29 protein-coding genes are annotated in these 20,349 nt (G+C 71.1%); 24 read left to right on the top strand and 5 right to left on the bottom strand.

All coding sequences use genetic code 11. From position 1 onward, the window contains the following. Nucleotide 1: 1 nt before the first annotated feature. The 24 genes from CUC05_RS05850 to CUC05_RS05750 all read left to right on the top strand — a co-directional run bounded on the left by CUC05_RS05850 (nucleotide 2) and on the right by CUC05_RS05750 (nucleotide 16,611). A complete protein-coding gene (locus CUC05_RS05850; protein ID WP_108665148.1) occupies nucleotides 2–1,447 on the top strand; it encodes a hypothetical protein in 1,446 nt (481 codons plus the stop codon). A gap of 38 nt (nucleotides 1,448–1,485) precedes the next feature. After that, complete coding sequence (locus CUC05_RS05845) at nucleotides 1,486–1,926, top strand: hypothetical protein (RefSeq protein ID WP_108665147.1); 441 nt, start codon at nucleotides 1,486–1,488, stop codon at nucleotides 1,924–1,926. Then, nucleotides 1,923–2,393 carry a hypothetical protein gene (locus CUC05_RS05840; protein WP_108665146.1) on the top strand — a complete coding sequence of 157 codons (471 nt, stop codon included), beginning with the start codon at nucleotides 1,923–1,925 and terminating at the stop codon, nucleotides 2,391–2,393. Before CUC05_RS05845 ends, CUC05_RS05840 begins: the two co-directional genes overlap by 4 nt. Before the next feature lie 32 nt (nucleotides 2,394–2,425). Then, nucleotides 2,426–2,599: a hypothetical protein gene (locus CUC05_RS24515; protein WP_157965264.1), complete on the top strand. Its 174-nt coding sequence runs from the start codon at nucleotides 2,426–2,428 to the stop codon at nucleotides 2,597–2,599. Continuing rightward, nucleotides 2,592–5,042, top strand: a complete 2,451-nt coding sequence (locus tag CUC05_RS05835) for a phage tail tape measure protein (protein ID WP_108665145.1) — start codon at nucleotides 2,592–2,594, stop codon at nucleotides 5,040–5,042. The genes CUC05_RS24515 and CUC05_RS05835 overlap by 8 nt, the downstream gene beginning before the upstream one ends. After that, nucleotides 5,042–5,713, top strand: coding sequence for a LysM peptidoglycan-binding domain-containing protein (locus CUC05_RS25270; RefSeq protein WP_205712147.1), 672 nt, complete (start codon nucleotides 5,042–5,044; stop codon nucleotides 5,711–5,713). Before CUC05_RS05835 ends, CUC05_RS25270 begins: the two co-directional genes overlap by 1 nt. Continuing rightward, on the top strand, nucleotides 5,710–6,984 hold the full coding sequence (locus CUC05_RS05825; RefSeq protein ID WP_205712146.1) for a C40 family peptidase: 1,275 nt from the start codon (nucleotides 5,710–5,712) through the stop codon (nucleotides 6,982–6,984). The genes CUC05_RS25270 and CUC05_RS05825 overlap by 4 nt, the downstream gene beginning before the upstream one ends. Further along, nucleotides 6,981–7,262: a hypothetical protein gene (locus CUC05_RS05820; protein WP_108665144.1), complete on the top strand. Its 282-nt coding sequence runs from the start codon at nucleotides 6,981–6,983 to the stop codon at nucleotides 7,260–7,262. Before CUC05_RS05825 ends, CUC05_RS05820 begins: the two co-directional genes overlap by 4 nt. Nucleotides 7,263–7,264: 2 nt before the next feature. Next, complete coding sequence (locus CUC05_RS05815) at nucleotides 7,265–7,567, top strand: hypothetical protein (protein ID WP_108665143.1); 303 nt, start codon at nucleotides 7,265–7,267, stop codon at nucleotides 7,565–7,567. After that, nucleotides 7,568–8,725, top strand: a complete 1,158-nt coding sequence (locus CUC05_RS05810) for a baseplate J/gp47 family protein (protein ID WP_108665142.1) — start codon at nucleotides 7,568–7,570, stop codon at nucleotides 8,723–8,725. A gap of 15 nt (nucleotides 8,726–8,740) precedes the next feature. Further along, nucleotides 8,741–9,619 (top strand): hypothetical protein, encoded by an 879-nt coding sequence (locus CUC05_RS05805; protein WP_108665141.1) that lies wholly within the window; start codon nucleotides 8,741–8,743, stop codon nucleotides 9,617–9,619. Beyond that, nucleotides 9,616–10,350, top strand: coding sequence for a hypothetical protein (locus tag CUC05_RS05800; RefSeq protein ID WP_108665140.1), 735 nt, complete (start codon nucleotides 9,616–9,618; stop codon nucleotides 10,348–10,350). The genes CUC05_RS05805 and CUC05_RS05800 overlap by 4 nt, the downstream gene beginning before the upstream one ends. After that, nucleotides 10,351–11,502 carry a M14 family metallopeptidase gene (locus CUC05_RS05795; RefSeq protein WP_108665139.1) on the top strand — a complete coding sequence of 384 codons (1,152 nt, stop codon included), beginning with the start codon at nucleotides 10,351–10,353 and terminating at the stop codon, nucleotides 11,500–11,502. Further along, nucleotides 11,499–12,014 carry a hypothetical protein gene (locus tag CUC05_RS05790; protein ID WP_108665138.1) on the top strand — a complete coding sequence of 172 codons (516 nt, stop codon included), beginning with the start codon at nucleotides 11,499–11,501 and terminating at the stop codon, nucleotides 12,012–12,014. The genes CUC05_RS05795 and CUC05_RS05790 overlap by 4 nt, the downstream gene beginning before the upstream one ends. Next, nucleotides 12,011–12,181 (top strand): hypothetical protein, encoded by a 171-nt coding sequence (locus CUC05_RS24510; RefSeq protein WP_157965263.1) that lies wholly within the window; start codon nucleotides 12,011–12,013, stop codon nucleotides 12,179–12,181. Before CUC05_RS05790 ends, CUC05_RS24510 begins: the two co-directional genes overlap by 4 nt. A 98-nt stretch (nucleotides 12,182–12,279) precedes the next feature. Then, a complete protein-coding gene (locus tag CUC05_RS05785) occupies nucleotides 12,280–12,762 on the top strand; it encodes a hypothetical protein (RefSeq protein WP_108665137.1) in 483 nt (160 codons plus the stop codon). Next, nucleotides 12,759–12,980, top strand: a complete 222-nt coding sequence (locus CUC05_RS05780) for a hypothetical protein (RefSeq protein WP_108665136.1) — start codon at nucleotides 12,759–12,761, stop codon at nucleotides 12,978–12,980. The genes CUC05_RS05785 and CUC05_RS05780 overlap by 4 nt, the downstream gene beginning before the upstream one ends. Continuing rightward, entirely contained in the window at nucleotides 12,977–13,363 is a 387-nt protein-coding gene (locus tag CUC05_RS05775; protein ID WP_108665135.1) for a hypothetical protein, read from the top strand. The genes CUC05_RS05780 and CUC05_RS05775 overlap by 4 nt, the downstream gene beginning before the upstream one ends. A 307-nt stretch (nucleotides 13,364–13,670) precedes the next feature. Further along, a complete protein-coding gene (locus tag CUC05_RS05770; protein ID WP_157965262.1) occupies nucleotides 13,671–14,123 on the top strand; it encodes a tyrosine-type recombinase/integrase in 453 nt (150 codons plus the stop codon). A 78-nt stretch (nucleotides 14,124–14,201) separates the two neighbouring features. Next, on the top strand, nucleotides 14,202–15,221 hold the full coding sequence (locus CUC05_RS05765; protein ID WP_108665133.1) for a peptidoglycan-binding domain-containing protein: 1,020 nt from the start codon (nucleotides 14,202–14,204) through the stop codon (nucleotides 15,219–15,221). A gap of 11 nt (nucleotides 15,222–15,232) precedes the next feature. Then, nucleotides 15,233–15,454, top strand: a complete 222-nt coding sequence (locus CUC05_RS05760; protein ID WP_157965261.1) for a hypothetical protein — start codon at nucleotides 15,233–15,235, stop codon at nucleotides 15,452–15,454. Beyond that, entirely contained in the window at nucleotides 15,451–15,834 is a 384-nt protein-coding gene (locus CUC05_RS05755; protein WP_157965260.1) for a hypothetical protein, read from the top strand. Before CUC05_RS05760 ends, CUC05_RS05755 begins: the two co-directional genes overlap by 4 nt. Continuing rightward, nucleotides 15,831–16,046: a hypothetical protein gene (locus CUC05_RS24505; protein WP_157965259.1), complete on the top strand. Its 216-nt coding sequence runs from the start codon at nucleotides 15,831–15,833 to the stop codon at nucleotides 16,044–16,046. Before CUC05_RS05755 ends, CUC05_RS24505 begins: the two co-directional genes overlap by 4 nt. 73 nt (nucleotides 16,047–16,119) lie before the next feature. After that, entirely contained in the window at nucleotides 16,120–16,611 is a 492-nt protein-coding gene (locus CUC05_RS05750; RefSeq protein ID WP_157965258.1) for a hypothetical protein, read from the top strand. Nucleotides 16,612–16,761: 150 nt separating this feature from the next. Here CUC05_RS05750 and CUC05_RS05745 read toward each other — a convergent pair whose 3' ends face one another. Genes CUC05_RS05745 through CUC05_RS05725 form a run of 5 tightly spaced genes read right to left on the bottom strand, consistent with a single transcriptional unit; the run spans nucleotide 16,762 to nucleotide 20,328 of the window. Further along, nucleotides 16,762–17,166, bottom strand: coding sequence for a hypothetical protein (locus CUC05_RS05745; protein ID WP_108665129.1), 405 nt, complete (start codon nucleotides 17,164–17,166; stop codon nucleotides 16,762–16,764). Nucleotides 17,167–17,198: 32 nt separating this feature from the next. Continuing rightward, complete coding sequence (locus CUC05_RS05740) at nucleotides 17,199–17,756, bottom strand: DUF1643 domain-containing protein (protein ID WP_205712145.1); 558 nt, start codon at nucleotides 17,754–17,756, stop codon at nucleotides 17,199–17,201. Then, entirely contained in the window at nucleotides 17,753–18,757 is a 1,005-nt protein-coding gene (locus CUC05_RS05735; RefSeq protein ID WP_108665127.1) for a hypothetical protein, read from the bottom strand. The genes CUC05_RS05740 and CUC05_RS05735 overlap by 4 nt, the downstream gene beginning before the upstream one ends. Continuing rightward, the gene (locus CUC05_RS05730) at nucleotides 18,750–19,880 is read right to left on the bottom strand and encodes a helix-turn-helix domain-containing protein (protein ID WP_157965257.1); all 1,131 of its coding nucleotides are present in this window, start codon (nucleotides 19,878–19,880) and stop codon (nucleotides 18,750–18,752) included. Before CUC05_RS05730 ends, CUC05_RS05735 begins: the two co-directional genes overlap by 8 nt. Continuing rightward, a complete protein-coding gene (locus CUC05_RS05725; RefSeq protein ID WP_157965256.1) occupies nucleotides 19,873–20,328 on the bottom strand; it encodes an ASCH domain-containing protein in 456 nt (151 codons plus the stop codon). Before CUC05_RS05725 ends, CUC05_RS05730 begins: the two co-directional genes overlap by 8 nt. Nucleotides 20,329–20,349: the final 21 nt, after the last annotated feature.

The raw sequence follows: 20,349 nt of genomic DNA, 5'->3' as shown, positions 1-20,349 counted from the left end.
CATGCCAGTGGAGATCACCGACCGGGCCGTCGAGGCGGCATCCGGTCCAGCCACCAACACCGGCGTCGTCTTCGTCGTCGACCTGTTCGAGCGCGGACCCACCGAACCGACGTGGGTCCGCAACCTCGACGAGGCCGTCCGCTCCCATGGTGACCGGGTCACCTACGGTCTCGCCTACGACTGGCTGGACACCGCCTTCGCCGACGGACTCGGGGGCGCCTGGCTGCTCCGCCGTGTCGGCCCGTCGGCGGCACGGTCGACGCTGACGCTGGTCGACGGCGACACCGCCGATGCGCTGACCGTCGACGCGCGCGACCCGGGCGGGCACGGCGACCGGATCAAGGTCCAGGTGGTCGCCGGCTCCACCGGCAGCCTGTTCACCCTCGTCGTGTCCTACGACGACGTCGAGGTCGAACGGTGGGTCGACCTTGCCTCTCCGGCCGATGCCGAGGCACGGCTGGTCGACTCCAGCTGGGTGCGCGGGACCGCAGAGGCCGGCGACAACCCGGCGGTGGTCGCCGCGACGGCGCTGGCCGACGGCGACGACGACCGTGCCAACGTCGACGACGACACCATCGCTGCCGACCTGGCCCGCATCACCGAGGACTACGGTCCCGGCCAGGTCGTCGTCCCGCTCGGCACGACCGATGCGGCCCGCGCGGCGATCCGGGCCCACTGCGACGGGTCGATCACCAACCGGACCCCGTTGCTGGACGTCCCCGCCGGCACCGGCGCGGCCGCACTGGCGGCGATCGCGGCGACTCAGCATGCCGCCGCGGAGATCCGCAAGCCGGTGTTCGGCAACTGGCTGTGGGTCCGAGGGATCGCCGGCGGCACCCGCCGTCTCGTGCCCCCGTCGGCCCTTGCGGCGGCGTTGGCGTCACGCAACGACGCGACCGCCCATCCGATCAACTCGCCCGCCGGCCGTCACGGCCGGCTCGCGGAGACCTCCATCGTCATCGACGTCGAGCAGACGTTCACCGAGACCGAGCAGACCACCCTGCGGGAGGCAGGCGTCAACGTGGTCCTCTCCGACCGCCGTCACGGCATCCACATGGCCACGTGGCGCAACACCTACCAGCCCAAGCCCAACGGCGACCCGGGCAAGTGGGCGTTCCTCGCCGACGTCCGCACCGCCATGAAGCTGATCGCGGAGGGCAAGGAGATCGCCCACGAGTTCCTCAACGGGCCCCCCATCGACGGGCCCGGCGGATTCAAGCTGTCCGGCCTCCGCGGGACCCTTCTGTCGATGATGGACCGCAACGCCGCCAAGCGGGCCTTCTACAGCCCAACGGGCGACCCGGCCGACGCCGTCTACGACGTCGACCTGTCCGGCACCACCGCGACGGTGATCGGTCAGGGCCGCATCGTCGCGCAGCTGCCCTACACCCTCGCCGGGACCGCGGAGACCATCGCCCTGGACTTCGTCCGCTCCACCATCGCCTGACCTGTCCCCACCCGTCCGAGTCGTAGAGGAGATCTCCCATGGGCGCAACGCTCACCCGTTCCGACGCCATCGTCCAGGTCCGCATCCCCGGTGTCGCCGGCATCCTGCTGTTCGAGACCCGCAGCGGTGGCACGCTGTCGCGCACCACCAACAAGCGGGCCCGTGCCGGCTCGGGCTACCGCACGGGTGGCCGGTCCGGACCGGCCACCATCGAGGACATCGTCGTCACCCGCCAGCACGACCCCGACGTCGACTCTGCCCTCGCCGCCTACCTGGAGACCCGACAGGGCAAGCTGGAGGGCTGCGAGGTCATCGAGCCCGAGCTCGACGTCAACCGCAAGCCCCGCACCGACATCCGTCCCAAGCGGTGGCCGTCGTGCCGGCTGGAGCTGGTCAACACCTTCGAGCCGGACAGCGACAGCGACGAGCTCGGGATGCTGTCGCTCACCCTGTCCTGCCAGGAGCCGATGCGCCGATGAGCCTGCTGGAGGAGTTCGTCCGGCATCGCACGGAGGTCCTCGACGGCCTCGTCCGTGATCTGCCGGTCCCTCGGTACAGCCGCCCCCAGGTGTTGGTGCGTGTTCGTCCGCTGGACGACGACACCTATCTGGAGGCCAGCGAACGGGCCGGCAGCACCGACAGCGACCGGATCGACTACGCCGCCCGCATCGTCGCGACGGCCTGCGTCGGTGTGTACCTGCACGACCCCACGACCGGCGTCACCGAGCCGGCCTGTGCCGACGGAGGTGACCCGCCGACGTTCACCGATGGACGGGTCGCTCCGCTGGTGGGCGCCGAGACCGGCGGTGCCGTCGAGCTGGTCCGTGCACTGTTCGCCACCGAGGCCGACATCGCCGCGGCCATGGACGCCGTCCTGGGGTTCACCGGCTACGGCCGTCGGATCGCCCTGAAGGCCGTCGCGGGGAAATCGCCGGCCACCCCGTAGCCGCAGCGGCCGTCACCGCGGCCCTGCACGGGGTGGCCGACGCGCTCACCTACGCCCACACCGACGACGTCGAGCGGGTGTGGATCGATCACGTCACCACTGGTGTCGCCCAGGCCGACCTGGCCCGGCGACGCTGGCTGGTGGAGAACGTTGCCCGTGGCCTCGGCGCCCAGGACCTGAGATGGAAGGACTCCAGCCGTGCCTGACCTGTTCTTCCAGTTCATCGCCCGCGGCCAGAACCAGGTGGTCGGCGCCACCCGCGACGTCCAGGCAGCCCTGTCCGACACGCAGCGTGCCGCGGCCGACGTCGACGCATCCACCCGACGGGCCGGGGAGAGCTGGAGCCGGGTCGGGTCGACGATGACTCGCCGGGTGACGCCTGCCGCCGGGGTGCTGTCGGCGGGGTTCCGTGAGGTCGCGCAGGAGTGGGGCGAGGCGGAGCGGGCCATCCGGGCAGGCACCGGCGCCACCGGAGACGACCTGGAGGCGATGACCGACGTCGTTCGTGGCGTCGCCGGATCGGTGCGTACCGACATGGGCGAGCTCGGCGACATCGTTGCGGAGCTCAACACCCGGTTCGGGGCGACCGGCGAGAATCTCGAGGAGCTGACACGCCAGATGGCCCAGGTCGGCGAGATCGGTAACCAGCTGGACGTCGGCACCCTCCGCCGCACCTTCGGTGACTGGGGTGTCGCCACCGACCAGGCCTCCGACAGCCTCGACATGATGTTTCGGATCAGCCAGCTGACCGGCCCCAGCATCGACGAGCTCGGCCAGACCATCGTCCAGTACGGCGCACCGCTGCGCGAGCTCGGCTACGGCATGGAGGACGCCGCCCTGCTGATGGGCAAGTGGAAGCAGGAGGGTGTCAACCTCGAGCTGGTCATGGGTGGCCTGCGCGTCGCGATGTCGCGGTGGGCCCGCGACCTGCGTGACCCGGAGGAGGCCCTCGTCGACGTCATGGAGCAGATCGAGAACGCCGGATCGGCCGCAGAGGCCAATGGCATCGCCATGGAGACCTTCGGGGCCCGCGCCGGCGTTGACCTGTCCCGCGCCATCCAGGAGGGCCGGTTCGACCTCGACGCGATGCGACAGACCCTGCTGACGTCCACCGACACCATCGCCGACGCGCACGCGGAGACCCTGACCCTGTCCGACCGAATCGGCATGGCATGGGCCTCGGCTGAGGCGTCGATCGCCCCGTTCAGCGACGCCGGATTCGCGATCGCCGGTCTGGCCGCCGGTGCCGGCCCGGCCATCCAGGGCATCGGCGCGCTGATCACCAACGTCGGTCGGCTCCGCACCGCCGCCATGTCCGCTGCGGTGTTCATGACCGGCCCGTGGGGGCTGGCACTGACCGGCGCCGCAGTCGGCGTCGGTGTCCTGATGAGCCGGCACATGGACGCCAAGCAGCGTCTGGAGACCTACACCGCGGCGCTGGAGGCCGACTCCGGCGCGCTGGGCGACAACACCCGGGCGACGATCGAGAACGCGATCGCCAAGGCCGAGCTGTACGACGACCTCGCTGCCCTCGGCATCTCCACCGACACCTTCGTCGCCGCTGTCCGCAACGAGACAGACGCCGTCGCTGCGGTCGACGATGCGCTGAACGCAGCCCTGGACGCCGGCAGCGACTTCGAGGGCGGCCTGTACGCCCAGCGTGAGGCAATCGACGCGGTCACCCGCGTGTTCGGTGACCAGCGCGACGCCCTCACCGGCGCGCAGGAACAGCAACGCCAGCTGCAGATCGACCAGTCCAACGCCACCGACGCCGCCGTCCGCTACCAGGAACTCGTGGAGATGGGCATCCCCCATCACACCGCCCACGCCGCCGCGCAGGGGCTTGCCGCCGCCGCCGCCCGCGACACCGCAGACGCCACCGACACCGCCGCCGCCGCAGCCGCCCGTGCGATGGCCGGACACGACGGGTGGATCGGGACGCTGGACCGGCTGCGGGGCAGCGAGGACACCACCCGTTCGGCCATCGAGCTGACCACCCAGGCGATGCAGGCCCGCCTCGACCAGGCCCGCGCCGCCGTCGACCCGGTCTTTGCCGCCACGACCGCCCAGCGCAACCTGGCCGACGCCCAGGAACGACTCGACACGGTCCAGGCCGACGGGACCTCAACCCAGTCCGACATCCAAGCCGCCCAGGAGGACGCCGCCACCGCCGCCCTGGACCTCGAGGGTGCCCTCGTCGACCTTCGCGGCGCCCACAACGACGGCGAGACCTCCGGCGCCGACTTCCGGGAGGAGCTGCGCCGCCAGGTCGAGCAGGGACGCCTGACGGAGGAGACCTACGACGCGATCGTCAGCCGTCTCGGCGAGGTCGAGACCGCAGCCCGCCGTGCCGGCGTCGCCCTGTCCGGCGTGACCCCCACCGGACCCGTGCAACTGCCCGCAGGAGCCCGAGAAGCCCTCTCCGGTGCCGGCGTGGACACCGCCGCGTTCGACGCCACACCCGTGCTGACCGCCGGCCGGATCGACGTCGCCGCCGCACCCCGCTCCCTCGGCGAGGCCGGCACCAGCGTCCAGTTCCACGGTCCTGTCACGATCGGTGGTCGGACTGTGGCGGCGAATGACCCGGACGTGCGTGCGCTCGCCCAGCTCGTCGTCGACGAGGTCGACCACTTGCGGGCCCGACGCTGATGTCGGCCACGATCGAGTACTGGGCCCGACAGAAGCCGCCGGAGCTGATGGTCGTGGAGAACCTCGACGGCGGCCCGACGCTGGAGCTTCTCGGCTTCGATGCGGAGGAGATCCAGCGTCAGGGTGGCGATCCGATCTGGGAGACGGTGGCGCGTCCGCACCGCAAGACCGCGCGGGTGTGGGTCGGCAACGACGCCCACGAGCGTCGTCTGGACATCGAGATCAACCGGACACCCGCCGGCGGGTCGGTCCTCGGCGAGTACGACCTGATCCGCGGATGGCAGGGCAACCCCGACGCCGGTGTCGCCCCGCCGCGGCTGCGGATCCGCTGGGGCATGTGGCAGCAGCAGGTATGGCAGGTCGACCGGATGGTGTGGGGGCCGATGGACACCCGTGCCGACGGGCATCCCACCGGGCTGCAGGTCACCATCGACCTCGTCGAGGCCGTCGACCCCGACCTGGCGTTGACCGCTGCGGAGGAGGCCGACGCCGCCACCACCGACACCGACGCGGGCCAGGAGCAGACCTACGTCGTCCGGCCCGGCGACACGCTGTCGTCGATCGCCGCGGCCCTGCTCGGCGGCTGGGAACACTGGACCGAGATCGCGGCCCTCAACGGCATCGTCGACCCCCGGCAGATCCAGGCCGGCCAGGAGCTGAGGATCCCGTGAGCCTCGACCAGCTGTTCCTGGACGGTGACCGGGTGACCGGCAGCCTCCGGGAGGCCCTGGCCGGCGGCACGGTGGAGACCCTGGAGTCGATGGAACGGGCCGGCACTGCCCGGTTCGCCCTCCTCGACAACGATCGGACGTTCCTGGCGTCGCCGGCGGCGACGCAGCGGTCGATCGTGACCCTCGCCGGACGTCGCTACGACCTCGTGCGGCTGGTCGGCGCCGCGACGTCGGCGGTGCTGAACGTGGAGTGGGAGGACGTCATCGTCGCCGCGCTTCGCGACCGGACCGGAGCCCTCACCGCCGCGGCGGGCACCACGACCCGTGGCGAGTTCGCCGCCCGCCTGGCCGAGGAGGCCGGCGTGGCGTGTGAGTTCGAGCCGGGCGAGGAACCCCACGGGGGCCAGATCGGGCGGGGCATCGCCGACCCGAACGAGACGTCGTGGGATGCGCTGGTCCGCCTGGCCCGTGACGTGCGCCGCCGCTGCTTCTCCGACGGTCAGACGTTGCTGTTCGGCTCCGACGGCTGGCTGCGGTCCCGCCGCACCCCCATCGTCGTCCGCGAGGGTGTCGACGGGATCAGCCGGTTCGGGTTCACCATCGACCACGGAATGCCCGCCGCCGCGGCCAGCTTCCACACCACCGAGCCGTGGGTCGGACTGGTGGGTGACCCCGTCGACATCCCGGCCGGGGTCGGGCTGGTGGCCGGCGAGTGGCTGACCGCCACGGTGACCCGCAACCACGTCACCGGCGTCACCAACGTCGACCTGACCCGCCCACAGGAACCGCTGCCCGAACCCGACCACGAGGCGGTCACTGCCTTCGGCTTCGACGGGACCGTCCACGTGTCCGGTGGCGGCTCGGGGCTCCTCACCCCCGACTTCGTGTCGGTGGCCCTCTCCCAGACCGGCACCGCGTACGTGTTCGGGGCCGAGGCTGCACCGTCCAACCCCTCCCCGCGAGCGTTCGACTGCTCGGAGCTGGTGGAGTGGGCGCTGGCCCGCGTCGGCGTCCGATTCGTCGACGGGTCCTACAACCAGTACCTGGCCTGCGCCCGCGCCGGACGGGAGATCTCAGTCGCCGATGCCGTCCGCACATACGGGGCGCTGCTGTTCCGCACCCCGGGCCAGCCCGGCCACGTCGCCATCAGCCTCGGCAACGGCCAGACCATCGAGGCGCGCGGCCGCCGGTACGGCGTCGGGTCATGGTCGGCCACCGCCGGACGGTCCTGGACACATGGTGGGCTCGTCCCCGGCGTGGCGTACCGATGAGCCTGTTCGACCCGGAACGTCCCACAGTGGGCCTGCTCGCCGGCAGGGTGGCGTCCCCTGATCCGCTGCTCGTCGTCATCAACCGTCGGGGCGACGCCCCTGTCGGGCCGTGCCGCTACGAACCCCGCCGCATCCCCGTCGCCACCGCCGACGGGCACGTCCACCTCGCCGACGCCGGCACCCCGCCGGTCGGGACCGAGTGCCTCGTCGGGTTCGTCGACGGCGACGAGTCCCAACCATGGGTGATCGCCTTCATCGGCTGGCCCACAGGAGCATGACCATGGCCGACCAGCTCGCCTGGCCGATGCGGCTGGACCACACCGGCCGCATCGCCACCGTCGACCGGGACAGCATCCCCGGTACCGCACAGGCCGTCCGGCTCACCGTGGTCACCGACCCGGGCGAGCGGACCGTCTCCCCCACCTTCGGGACGCCCGACCCCACCTACAGCGGTCTGGACGAGACCGAGCTGCGCAGCCGCATCCGCCGATGGGTGCCCCGCGCCCTCCTCGACGTCACCGTCGGCCAGGCCGACGGCCACGGCATCCAGCCCGTCCGCATCGTCGTCACCGGAGTCCGATAGATGGCCTACACCCAGCTGCCGCTCGACACCGACCACACCAGCCTGCTGACCCGTGCAGTGGAGCGGATCAAGCAGCGCACCGCCGGCCGGTGGGTCCTCGACACCGCTTCGCTGGACGCCGCCCTCCTGGAGGAGTTCGTGCGGCTGCAACGCGAGACCCGTGTCGTGGCGATCGCCCGCACCGACGCCGAGCTCGACCGGTTCGGGTCCCAGCAGGTCGCCATCGCCCGCGGCGCCGCCACCCCCGCCACGATCGAGGCGACCATCACCGTCGCCAACACCAACGGCCACACCATCCCCGCCGGCACCCTCGCCGCGTTCGCGACCGGCGACGGCACGTTCACAGCGTTCACCACGATCGCCGACAGCGTCGTCGACGCCGACGAGACCACCGTGGAGGTGACCATGCAGGCCGTCCTGGCCGGCGTGCATGCAAACGGCCTCGGCCCGGGCACGATGACGCTGGTCCAGGCGCCCGCGGTCGTCGCCGGCATCGTCGCCGACAGCGTCGCGTCGGGCGGCACCGACGCCGAGACCACCGAGGCCTACCTGAGCCGGCTGACCGACGAGTTCGAGCTCATGTCCCCACGCGCGATCCGACCCGACGACTTCGCCCGTCTCGCCCGACGCATCGACGGGGTCCACCGCGCCGTCGCCCTCGACGGCTACGACCCCGACACCGACACCCACGACAACGCCCGGACGGTCTGGGTCGGCATCGTCGACGCAGACGGGCATGTCCCATCCGGCGGCGTCACGGCGACGGTCGACGCCTACCTGCAGGCCGAACGCGAAACCAACTTCGTCGTCCGCGTCGGCCCGCCCACCTACACCCCGCTGGCGGTGGCGTTCACCGTCACCGTTCTGACCGGTTACGACCCGGCGGTCGTCGTGGCCAACGCCACCCTGGCCGCGGCGATCTACCTGTCGCCCGGACGATGGGCCGGCGGTGACGAGGAGCCGCCCGCCTGGCGTGACGACCGGACCGTCCGCTACCTCGAGCTGGCCGCCCGGATCGACGCCGCCGACGGGGTCGACCACGTCACCGCGCTCACCCTCGATGGCGGCACCGCCGACGTGCAGCTCGACGGCCCAGCCGGGCTGCCCGCCCCCCTGGATGCCGACACCCCGACCGTGATCACCGGCATCGCCGCCTGACCCGAGGAGCCCTGCGTGACCGACGGACAGACCCGCTACCCAGCCCAGCTCGACGAGACCGACAACCTGCCGTCCATCGTCGGCTACGACATGACCGGCGACCCCATCGTGGGGGGCGACAACGACCCGGCCCGCAACGCCGAGAACCTCCTCGGGGTCATCACCACCGCCCTCCTGGCACTGGAGGCCAAGGTCGGCCGGTCCGCCTCCACCCCCGCAAACGGCTACCTGCTGCGCGGCGGCACCGGCAGCGCCACGACCTGGACCGCACCCGCCCAGATCGCCGCCACCGCCTGGGGGACCACCGGCGGCACCGCCGGACAGGTCGTCCGGGTCAACGACGCCGGCACGGCGCTTGAGTTCGCCGACGTCACGCCTGCCGATGGGACCGTCACCAACGCCAAGGTCGCCGACGACGCGGCGATCGCCGAGTCCAAGCTCGACCTGGCGTCCGACGCCGCCGCAGGCACCCCGTCACGCCGCACCCTAGGGACCGGCGCCACCCAGGCCTGCGCCGGAAACGACAGCCGCCTGACCAACGCCCGCCCCCCCACGGCCCACACGGCGTCCCACGCAACCGGCGGATCCGACGCGATCGCCCCCGCCGACATCGGCGCCGCCACCACCGGGGCCGTCACCACCGTCGCCGACGCCCTGTCCAGCCACGCCGGCACCGCTGGTGACGGTGGCCACATCGACCAGCAGCCAGCCGTCGCCGACGTCTCCCTCGGCGCCATCACTGCCCCGGCTGACAGCCCCGTGGACGCCGACACACTGCGTGACGACCTGGCCACCGGTGCGCTGGCCGACATCGGTACCGCCCTCACGGCCCTGGAGAGCACCGTCAACACGATCCTCGACCGGCTCCGCGACAGCGAGGTCATCGCCTCGTGAGCCGCGCCGACCGGATCGGGCTCGGCGACGCCGACTGGACCGCCACCAGGGGGTGGGCCTCCCCGTTCGCATGGGGCATCACCGGCATCGCCGACGCCACCCTCGAGTGGTACGAGGCGATCGGCCCGACTGCCCGGGCCGACGACGCCACGACCGGCTGGGTCGCTCTGGCATGGATGGACGGCGTCGGCCACCTCGCCCAGGAGACCGACAGGGCCATCCGCTGGCGGGGCGGCGAGCCCGGCCTGCAGCTGCTCCTCGACGTCGACGAGATTCCAGCCGAGTGGCTCGACTGGCTGTCGCAGTGGGTTGGCGTCCGACTGCCACCGGGTCTCGGTGTCACCGAGCAACGAAACCGGATCCGCCGTCCCGACAGCTGGGCCCGTGGGCGCACCGACACCATCCAGGCTGCCGTCGCCGACGTCCTCGAGGGCGACCGCGAGGTCGACATCCGCGAACGGCGCCGACCCAACGATGACACCGACCGTCCCTACGACCTGATCGTCGACACCTACACCGCCCAGACGCCCGACCCCGACACCGCCCTTGCACGCGCCATCGAGGCCACCCCCGCCGGGCTTCGGGTGGGGCTGACCGTCCGGGTCATCTCGGGCCTCACCTGGAACCGGCTCGCCGAACTCGGCATCAGCTGGGACGAGCTCGAGACCACCGGGATCAGCTGGGACGAGCTGGCCGGCACCACCCCTCTCGAACTGCAGGAGCAGCTGTAGATGGCCACCACCCCGATCCACGAGCTGCCCTACCCGGGCGGCGACGACGTTGCCGGCCTCGGCCGCACCAACCTGGCCGACCTCGCCCTCGCCGTCGAGCAGGTCATCGAGGCACGTCGGCAGGAAGATATCGCCACATATTTGGCGCAGGACGATGCCGCCGATGGGTACCTCGGCCTCGACGCACACCTCCGCAACCCGCTGGCGATTTGGGCAGAGTTCGACACTGCCAACGTCTACGGAGAATCGTGGCTGGCCCAGACCTACCCCGACTGGATCACAGGCATCGACGCCCTGTTCGCCACCGAGATCGGCGCAGGTACGGTGGTCAAGACCGACGGAGGGCTCTGTTCCGACGGGGTCAACAACATGTATTCCTACCGGTTCGGCCCAGCCGTTGGCCGTCGGGTGTTGCTGGTCGCGGGGCAGCACGGTGAGGAAGTGCTGTCCCAGCACGCGGCGATGCGGTTCTTCCAGGGGTTCGTGCAGTCCAACCATCCGACGATGCGCTACCTGCGGTCACGCATCCAGATCGAGTGGGTACCCACCGCAAACCCCTACGGCTACCGGGCCTATCCCGGTTCCCCCAACGAACCGGGCCGGCTCAACGCCAACGACGTCGACCCGAACCGCAACTACCCGTTCCTGTGGACCCCGTTCGTGCCAGCCGACGACGCTCTCGGCGCAACCCTGGCGGCCAAGGGGTCCGCGGCTCTCTCGGAGCCTGAGACCGACTTCATCCGCGACCTGATCGACGCGCGCTCCAGTTCCTGCGTCATCGACTGCCACAACTTCGGTTCCAGCCCTGCGAACGAACTGCAGATCGTCCCGCCAACGAACCACATCGTCGTCGGTAGCCGGAGAGATCTTGCCTCCAGAGCGTTGCGGACCTGGCTGGGGGTCTACACCCCGGCGGCCACGTACTCGGTTGCCCAACCCAACCAGGGCAAGCCCCTGCTGGGAAACTGGGCCGGCTACTACGCCAGACACGTCGCCGGTCGCCTCGATGGCGCAGCGATCACCGTGGAGGCGTCCTCCACCCTTGAGGGCTCCGTGGGGGGGTCGGCTCGCCATCGCACCACCCAGGCAGCGCTGAGGTTGTACTGCGGGTTCATCTCCACCTACCTACTGACTTGGCTGGAGGCCACGTGATCGCCACACCCTTCGCGTCGACGGTCTACGGACTGCGGCAGGTTCCGGACTCGTCCACCTCGATCGCCGCTGGTGGGTCGCTCCTCGACGTTGCCTCCGCCCCCTTCCAGTTCGACATCACCTCTCAGGAAAACCCGTCCACGGCCACCGACCTGAAGGTCGTGTGGCCCTTCGACGGTCGCATGTTCGTCGACATCGCCGGCTATGCCATCTCGGGGGGTACTGCCACCCGAGTCAATGCCACCCTGCTGCTCAACGGTGTCGCTCAGTCGATGGCCTATGGGTCCTGCACCACTCCGGCGGCCAGTGGGGAGCGAGCCACGTTCGTCGGCAAGGCGGTCGTGCCGATCGCCGTGTCAGCGATGGCACTCAACACCCTCGCCGTTCAGGTCGAAAGGCTCGGCTCCAATACCGCCCACATCGGCCGCCTCACCCTGGAGGTCCGGTTCGAACCGGTGAGCCTGTCCGACACCGGACTGTACCCGCGACCGTCGAGGAACCCTAGCGCATGAACGATCTACCACCACCCGTCGACCACCTGCTCGTGGGCCTGTCGTTCATGAACGATGAGGTTCCCGAGGGACCCTACTTCGGCTACTGCGTCTGTGGGAAATGGCACTTGCAGGCCGACACCACCCAAGAGATCACGGCCGCCTACGACGACCACGCACTGCAGTAGTTCGGCTGTCGCACACAGTCTGCCAACCCCGACTGATCGACGGATATGTTCATGAGTGGAACGTAGTGTTCCGATCGTGAACGGTGTAGGCTGCACGCATGGCCTACGAGAACACCAGTGTCGCCGTCGACAAGTCCCAATCGGAGATCCGCAGGATCCTCCGCAAGCACGGAGCCGACACGTTCCAGTTCGGTGAAGCCGACATCCAGGGCACCCGCTGGGCCGCGCTGGAGTTCGTGCTCGACGCCACCCGCGTGCGGATGCGCGTCCCCATGAGCCAGCCCGACGAGAAGGCCATCAAGGCCAAGCTGTCCCGCGCACGGTCCAAGACCCGCGCGGACTTCGAGGGCGAGCACTACGAGCAGGAGGAACGCCGCATCTGGCGAGTCCTCTACTGGTCGATCAAGGCACGCATGGAGTCGGTCGAGGAGGGTGTGGAGACGTTCCACGAGGCATGGCTTGCCCACCTCGTGGACCCGGCCACCGGCCGCACCCTCTACGAGACGGCCAAGGTCGCGATCGACCGTGGCGACCTACAGGTCGGCGGCCCCGGGCTGCCGCAGCTGATGGCGGGGTCATGACCGGCCGCAGCCGCTGGACCGCGGTCGAGCCCACGGGCGACCCCGACCGGCGACGGCCGATCACCGAGGAGGAAGCTGCGGCGACCGGGTCGACGTCGGGCACGTGCGACGCCAGGCTCGACCTCGGCATCGGCGTCGAGCTGTTCGCCTGCGTCCTGCCGCCCTTCCACGACGGGATGCACCGAACCGAGGACGGCGACCTCTGGGGCACGCCGTGACGCTCTCGAAGCGGCTGGAGGAAGCCGCCAGGCTGGTCGCGCAGGACATCCAGTCGCGGCGCACCCCGCGCAAGGTCCACATGTACGACTACCAGCGGGCCGCGTTCGACGCCCGCGTGCAGGAACTCCTCAACCCGCCGCCCGACGCGCTCGGGATACCCTCCCCGTCCATGTCACCGTCCGGCTACATCGACCCGCCGACCGCCGAGCGGCTGGCCAAGCTCGCGGCCCGCTGGCAGGACGCGGAGGAGGAGCTGCACGCCGCGCTCCAGGAGGCCGCCGACCTGGGGATCAGCTTCCGCACGCTGGAGCGGGTCACCGGCATCTCGCACCGGACGATCCACGGATGGGTCACCCGCCGCCGCGAGGCCGAGCAGAGCTAGCCGACGCGCAAATATTATTTGCGGTATCCGCACACCTGATGGGGCCGTCCTCGGCCGTCCGTGATTAGCGCAGTCCGCGCCGCGTAGGCGCAGGTCGGGCCGCTCCCACGAGCCGGCCAGCGACGGATACCTGCAGGAGCCGGCCGCCCTGGCGGGACGGTGCGGACCACGAATAGCTGTCCACAATCCTGGAACGGCCGTTCCCATGGCCCTCACCGGTGACTAGCGTGGTCCTGTCAACCAGATGAAGCGGCCCGGCGGTGCTTGCAACACCCCGGGCCCGGACCAAGACGTGGAGGTCTTGATCATGAACGACGGTACTCCCGCGCGCCCGCACGGCGCCATCACACTCATGCCGCTCACCGACAACGTGGCGGAGATGATCACCGCCGGGTTCCTGGCCGGCTACAAGCGCACCACCCGCGAGGCCTACACCATCGACCTGCGGCTCTGGTCGCGGTTCCTCGCCACCCATGACGTCGACCCGCTCGAGGTGCAGCGTGCCCACATCGAGCTGTGGATGCGTCACGAGGAGGACCGGCACCTGAAGCCGGCAACCGTGGCCCGGCGCATCTCCACGGTCCGGCTGTGGTACCGGTACGCCTTCGAGGAGGGTCACCTGCCCAGCGACCCTGCAGCACGGGTCCGTCGGCCCAAGGTCCACGACGAACCGATGCGCTACGACCGGCGACGCCGAGAACTGGCCCGCCACGCCACCCACGTCGTGGCCCAGCAGGTCGCCGCATCCATGCGGACCTGACCCCTCCCACAACGACTGCCCCCGAACGCCCACCCGCCGAGGTGGGCGTTGCCATGCCCGAAGAAGGGAACCCCCGTCATGACTACCCCTGACCAGCTGCTCGCCCACGCCCGGTCCCACCTGGGGGTCACGGAGTCGCCTGCAGGTTCCAACCGGCAGCCGTTCGCTGCGATCGCCGGCCACGCCAACGGCTACGCCTGGTGCGCCACGTTCGGCGTCGCCATGCAGATCCTCGCCGGGCTCGAACCGGTCTCGCGGTCCGCCTACACACCACGGGTCGCCGTCGACGCCGCCGCAGCCGGCCGGACCGTCCGGCTGGCCGACGCCCGCCCGGGCGACCATGCGGTCGTGGACTTCCCCGGCGGGAAGGGACGCATCGAGCACTACATCATCCTCGAGCAGCACCTGGGCGGCACCGTCTGGCAGACCATCGAGGGCAACACCTCCTCCGCGGGCTCCCAGACCAACGGCGGTGCGGTGCTCCGCAAGCGGCGAGACCTCGGTGCGATGGTCACCAGCGTGGTGTTCCGGCCCCGTTACACCGGCGCGACCGCCGGCGGGGGGCCGGTCCGGCCCGAGGGGGCGCTGCTGATGGAGGGCGACGCCGGCGACGCGGTCGTCGTCTGGCAGCAGCAGCTGGTCCACGCCGGCGGTGCCGACCTGGTCGTCGATGGCGACTTCGGCCCGTTGACCGCCGCCGCGACCCGCGCCTGGCAGGCCACCCTCGGCCTGCCGACCTCCGGGATGGTGGGCGCCGGCGACATCGCTGCCATGGAGGCCGTCTACGCCGCGATGGCCGCTGCCCGCCAGCCGGTCGTGCCCGACCTGCCCGCCCCGCTCCGCGAAGCGGTCCGCTACGCCGACGGCGTGGCCGCCGACGAGCGGATCGCCCGTGGCCTTGCCGCCCACCTCCACGCCCACGTCGGGTCGCTCGCCGCCCGCCAGCGGGTCGGCACCGTCTACCTCGTCGGGCGGGCCGCCGCCGGCGGGTACGACCGGCAGCTCGCCGACCGGGTCGTCACCGTCGCCGGTACCGACCGGCACGACACCCACGACCGGGCTCACGCCATCGAGTCCGACCACCTCAACAGCCTGTGACCGGAGACACCATGTGGGACCCCCCGACCCCGACACCCGACAGCCCAGCCGCAGACGACGGCGTGAAGCCGGGACACCGGACCAGCGAGTTCTCCGTGACCGTCGCCGTGATGGTGTGCGCCCTGCTGCTGGCCCTCGCCGGACGCATCGAGGGCGAGGCCGCCCTGGCGGCCATCACCGCGCAGGCCATCGGCTACGGCGCCGTCCGGGCTGCCGTCAAGCGCAGCCGGTGATCCGCCGAACCATCGGACAGGTACGCCAGCGGCCGAGAGTGGCGTTCCTCGCCGGGTTCTTCGCCTGGGCGGCAGTCATCCTTGTCCCGCCCTACAACGTGCCGCTGCCCGCACCCCAGCTGTGGCCGATCGTGGCCGGCATCGCCGCCTACGGCTGCACCACCGCGCTGCTGCGCGGCCGTCCCGTCCACACCGAGACCGTCCACCTCATCCGCGGCTTCGCGCTCGTCCGGGCCGTCGCCGTCGCCGTCGACGCCGTCGTCGACGGCCGCTTCGCCGACTCCACCCTCCTCGCCGTCGGCCTGTGGATCGGCATCGTCATGGTCACGGTCTGGTCCACCGAGCCAGAGGCCGCAAGGGAGCACGAGGGACATGCATGACCGCCCCACCACCACCGCCACCACGACCCCCGACCAGACCGGACCCGCCGACCTGGCAGACCGCCCGGGACGTGATGCTGTTCCTCGCCGGACTCGCCCTCCTCGTCCACGAGACGGTGCTGGCCACCGGCCCCCGAACAGAGCTGCTGGTCATCGCCGCAGCCATGCTCGGCCTCCCAGCCGTTCTGCGCCTGCCGACCGACCGGTCCTGATCACCCGCCGAGAGGGCCTGGTGCTGTACACGATGGCCGTCACCGTCGCGCTGGAGCTCGCCCGATGGGCCGGATGAACCTGCCCCGCCTCGACGACCTCGCCCGCCGCTCCGGCCTGCTCGTCATCGGCCTGCTCGTCATCGGACTCCTCGCCGTCACCGCCGTGGACCAGAAACGCATCCGGGTCCTCGTCACCGAACTCGACACCCAGGCCGACACCGCCCAGACACGCGAGGACGAACTCCTCCAGGAGATCTCCCGCCTCACCGACGAGGTCCACAGCCTCTCCGAACAGGTCGACGTGCTCTCCCAACAGGTCCGCGACCTCGGCGGCATCCCCCTCTCCCCCACCCAACCAGCCCCACCGGCACCAGCGCCGGCGGCGCCACCGCCTGCAGCCGAGCCCCCTCCACCGGCAGCAGCAGACCCGTCACCCCCGGCACCGTCGATTCCACCGGAACCCACCGCGCCGTCGGACGTCCCACCGCCGGACACCGATCCCGACCGCGGCCCCGTGCCGCCACCCCTCCTCGACACCGTCTGTGACCTGCTGCCCATCTGCTGATCCCTTGCCCCCACCACGGTGGGGGCAACGTCGTGCCCGGCCTCCATCCTGCCGCTATCCTCCGTCGACCCCGAGGGGACCATTCCCACGTCGGTCGCCAACCCACCCCCGGCGACCACCGGGCGTCGGTCCCCTCGGGTCTCCCGACAATCAGGCCGGATCGTTGCCTGACCATTCGGGATGCTGGCCGGACATGTGACGGGCCAGATTCTCGAACGACCGGTTGCAGCACGGACACACGCCAGCAGCCACCCGCTTTCTGGTCCTGGTCAGCTGCCCCTTGTAGGCCGCCTTGCTCCGCTTCTCCCGGTCCAGCAGCTCCTCGGTGTGCCGACGATTCCCACGCTCGGCAGCCAGCTGCCTCTTGAGGCTGTCGACCTCATCCTTCCGGGCGGTGTAGTGCTGCTCGTGCCCCGCGGGACACGAGAAGGTCTTGCCGTCCGCAAGCCGTTGATCCTTGAACGAGATGGGCATGGCGAAGGCCATCCCACAGTTGCAGCAGACCTCGGCGACCAGTCCCTCGGTCCACGACCGGATGATGGTTCCCCTGTTCATGTGCCTCACTCTCCTTCGTTGATGTCCTGGCGTCAGGTCGACGGCCACGCGGGGACGAGCGGTTGGGTCTTGCAGATGAGTAGGGGATGACGGGGCGCTCCGGCCTTGGCGTGCCCCAGGCACAGCGCGTCGGGACGGGCTCGTCGGATCAGTGATGCCCTCTCGGTGGCCATCGGGTGTGCTCCCCAGGCGACGACGACTGCAGCAGCGCGTTCGATGACCTGGTGAGGGATCGAATCGCCTTGCCTGCCGACCGGGTCGTCGTGATCGGTCAGCGCGCTGGGGTCGGTGGCGCGGAGGCTGTAGAGATTGACGACGGTGAACCCGTCGTAGCCCTCTCGTTGGGTGAATCCGCGCACCCGGCGGATGGTTGGGTCGTCGTCGGTGGCGTCGGCTGTGGATGGGTTGAGCATGACCCAGACCAGGCGTGGGCCGGCGCCCCACCAGCGGTCGAGCCGGTAGCGATAGACGTTGTCGTCGGACAGAACGGCGCTTGCTTGTTCGATGATCATGCTTCTTACGTACGCAGTTCCCTGCTCGATCGATGAAAGTTTCCCAATTGGCCCAGCGGAGGCGGCATCGGGGGTCATCCGGTCAGGTTGGTGATGGCGTCGGCGAGGTAGGGGCGGATGACGGGGTCGTCGGGCCGGTCGGACATGGGTCGGACGAGGCCGCCGGAGATCTCGCTGAGGCGTTGGCGGGCGGTGGGGGCTGCGGCGGCGAGCAGCCGGTGGGCGAGGGGTCCGTGCATGGTGGCGAGTTGTTGGACGCCGGCTGGTGGGGGGATGCGGTCGGGGTGGAGCTCGTGGAGCAGTTCGGGGATCCAGTCGGCGAGGTCGTCGTCGTCGAGGAGGTGGGCGACGGCGGGGTCGGCGAGTTCGCGGGCGAGGTCGGCGAGTGCCTGATGGTCCGCCTCGTCGAGCTCGAGCAGCAGGGTGCAGATCGGGTCGTCGGTGTCGAGGCCGTCGCCGGTGAGTTCGCGGATCCAGACGAGGGCGAGCTGCAGCTGGACGGGACGGGTGGGGCCTCGCGTGCGCGCGGGCGCGCGACTCGGGATTCCTTCGGAACTCTTCGGTACGTAGTCGGGGGGTGATTGACCCCCTTGAAGGGGGGCGATTGACCCCCTTGAGGGGGCTGATCGCCCCCTCTCGGGTCGGGTGAAGGGGGGCGATTGACCCCCTTCACCAGGGTTGTCCACAGGCTGTCCGGCCGGGTTGTCCACAGCTTCGTCGGGGGTGCCGAGGGCCCAGTCGGGCACCGCGATCCACCACGACCCGAGTCGCTGGTCGGGTTCGACGAGGGTGATCATGCCGGCCTCCCGGAGTTCGTAGAGCGCTTCGCGTGCCATCCGCCGGCCGTGCTTGTTGTCGCGGCCGCCCTGGTCGCGGCACAGCCCGGCGTAGTACATGACCTGGCGGAGGTCGACGGTGTCCTCCACCCGGTTCCACGAGACGGTGAGGGCGAGGACGGCGAGGAGGACGCGGCCGCGGACGTCGATGATGCCGAGCTCGCCGGCGCGGACGATGACCCGTCGCATGATGGGGCCGATGACCTTGTCGGCCAGCCGGACCCGGGGGCGTCGTTCAGGCACCGATGGCCTCCCGACGGTGGGTCCAGCCGGCAGGCAGCGCCGGCCGGCCGAGGGCGAGCTGGCGGACCTCGGCGAGGGGCCGGTGGTGTTCGCCGGGCACGACGTCGCCGGCGACGACCACGGCGGTGTGGAGGTCGCGGACGGCCCGGGCGTTGCGGGCGGTGACGGTCGATCTGCCCAGCTGCAGGGAGGGGACGGGACGGCCGGCGATGCGGCTGGCGATCCACGGCCTGGTGGCGCCGGCGGCGAGCAGGTCGGCGATGCGGGCATGGGTGATGGTGGCATCGACGAGGGCGCCGTCGGCGAGGTCGTCCAGGGAGGCGGTGACCGCCATGATCCGTTCGGCGGTGGCGGTGCGGCACCGCCTGGAGGGTGGCCGTCCCGACTGGCCGTGGACGAGCTTGGACAGGGCCCCGTGGGACACCCCGGAGAGGCGGGCGACCTGCTTGAGGCCGATCCCGTCGGCGGCGAGCTCGGCCAGCCGGGCCCGGACCGGGTCGGCATCGACCAGGTCGTGGGTGCCCCGCCGGTGGCGGAGCTGCCGGTCGCGTTCGTACACGACGTTGGCGTAACGGCAGCACTCACAGCGGCAGTCGTCCTGCACCGACTTGACGTAGGTGCCGTGGGCCCGGTGGCTGGTCGAGGGCTGCTCGGCCTCGATCAGCTGCAGGCACCACGGCTGGACCAGCTGCCGGACCCGGTCCTGCAGATGCCCACGGCTGCGGCCCATCTCGATGGCGATCGCCTCCCACGACTCGCCGTCGACGAGTCGTCGGGCCAGCCCGGCCAGGAATGCCGGGTCGGTCCGGATCGGGGCCCGGTTGCGGGCCCGCCGCAGGTGGGCGGCCTTCGCGGCCAGGCACGGCTCGCACCGACGGCCGTCGGGATGGCAGCCACCGCGGCTGTACCCGGCGAGCGTCCCGTGGCCATCGGCATCGGGCAGCAGTCGCAGGCAGTAGCTGGCCACCCTGGGCCGGTAGAACGACCGGTAGGCCCGTACCGGCACGCCGAGCCGTTCGGCGATCGCCGGCCAGTCGTGACCGTCGTGGAGGGCCCGGGCCAGGTCCCACAGGTACCGCTGGGACGTGCATGCCCGGTCCGGATCGAACCTTCGGTCAGCCATCGGCACTGACCCCCAGACGGGCGATCAGCTGGTCGTCGGGGATCCACAGGCCCTGCCGGCCGCGGGCCGGCACCGGCGGGGCGACCGGGCGGACGTCGTCGAGCATCCAGCCGTGCCGGCCACGGCCGAACCATCCCCAGGGCGCCTGGTCGGGCCGGTCCCGCAATGCCCGATCGGCAGGCAGCACCCCTGACAGGTCGGCGATGGCGACGACGACACCCAGCTCGAGGGTGGACAGCCACACCGCCCACGACCCGCCGGGCGGTGGATGGTCCGACCGGTCCAGCTCGGTGAGGATCTGCTGGTAGGTGGCGGCGTCCCACATTCGCTGGCCGGCATGGATCAGCAGCGGTCCGCGATGGGTGACGCGACGGCTGCGGGTCTCCACCGTCTTGATGCCGACCGCGACGAGGGAGGCCCACGGCTGGTGGATGGTGACCGCCCGCATCACCACCACCCCCGCGACAGG

Source organism: Euzebya rosea, assembly GCF_003073135.1.
In the GTDB taxonomy this organism is placed as follows: Bacteria; Actinomycetota; Nitriliruptoria; order Euzebyales; family Euzebyaceae; genus Euzebya; species Euzebya rosea.
The sequence above is the reverse complement of the archived record's forward strand: the minus strand, read 5'-3'. Positions and strand labels throughout refer to the sequence as shown.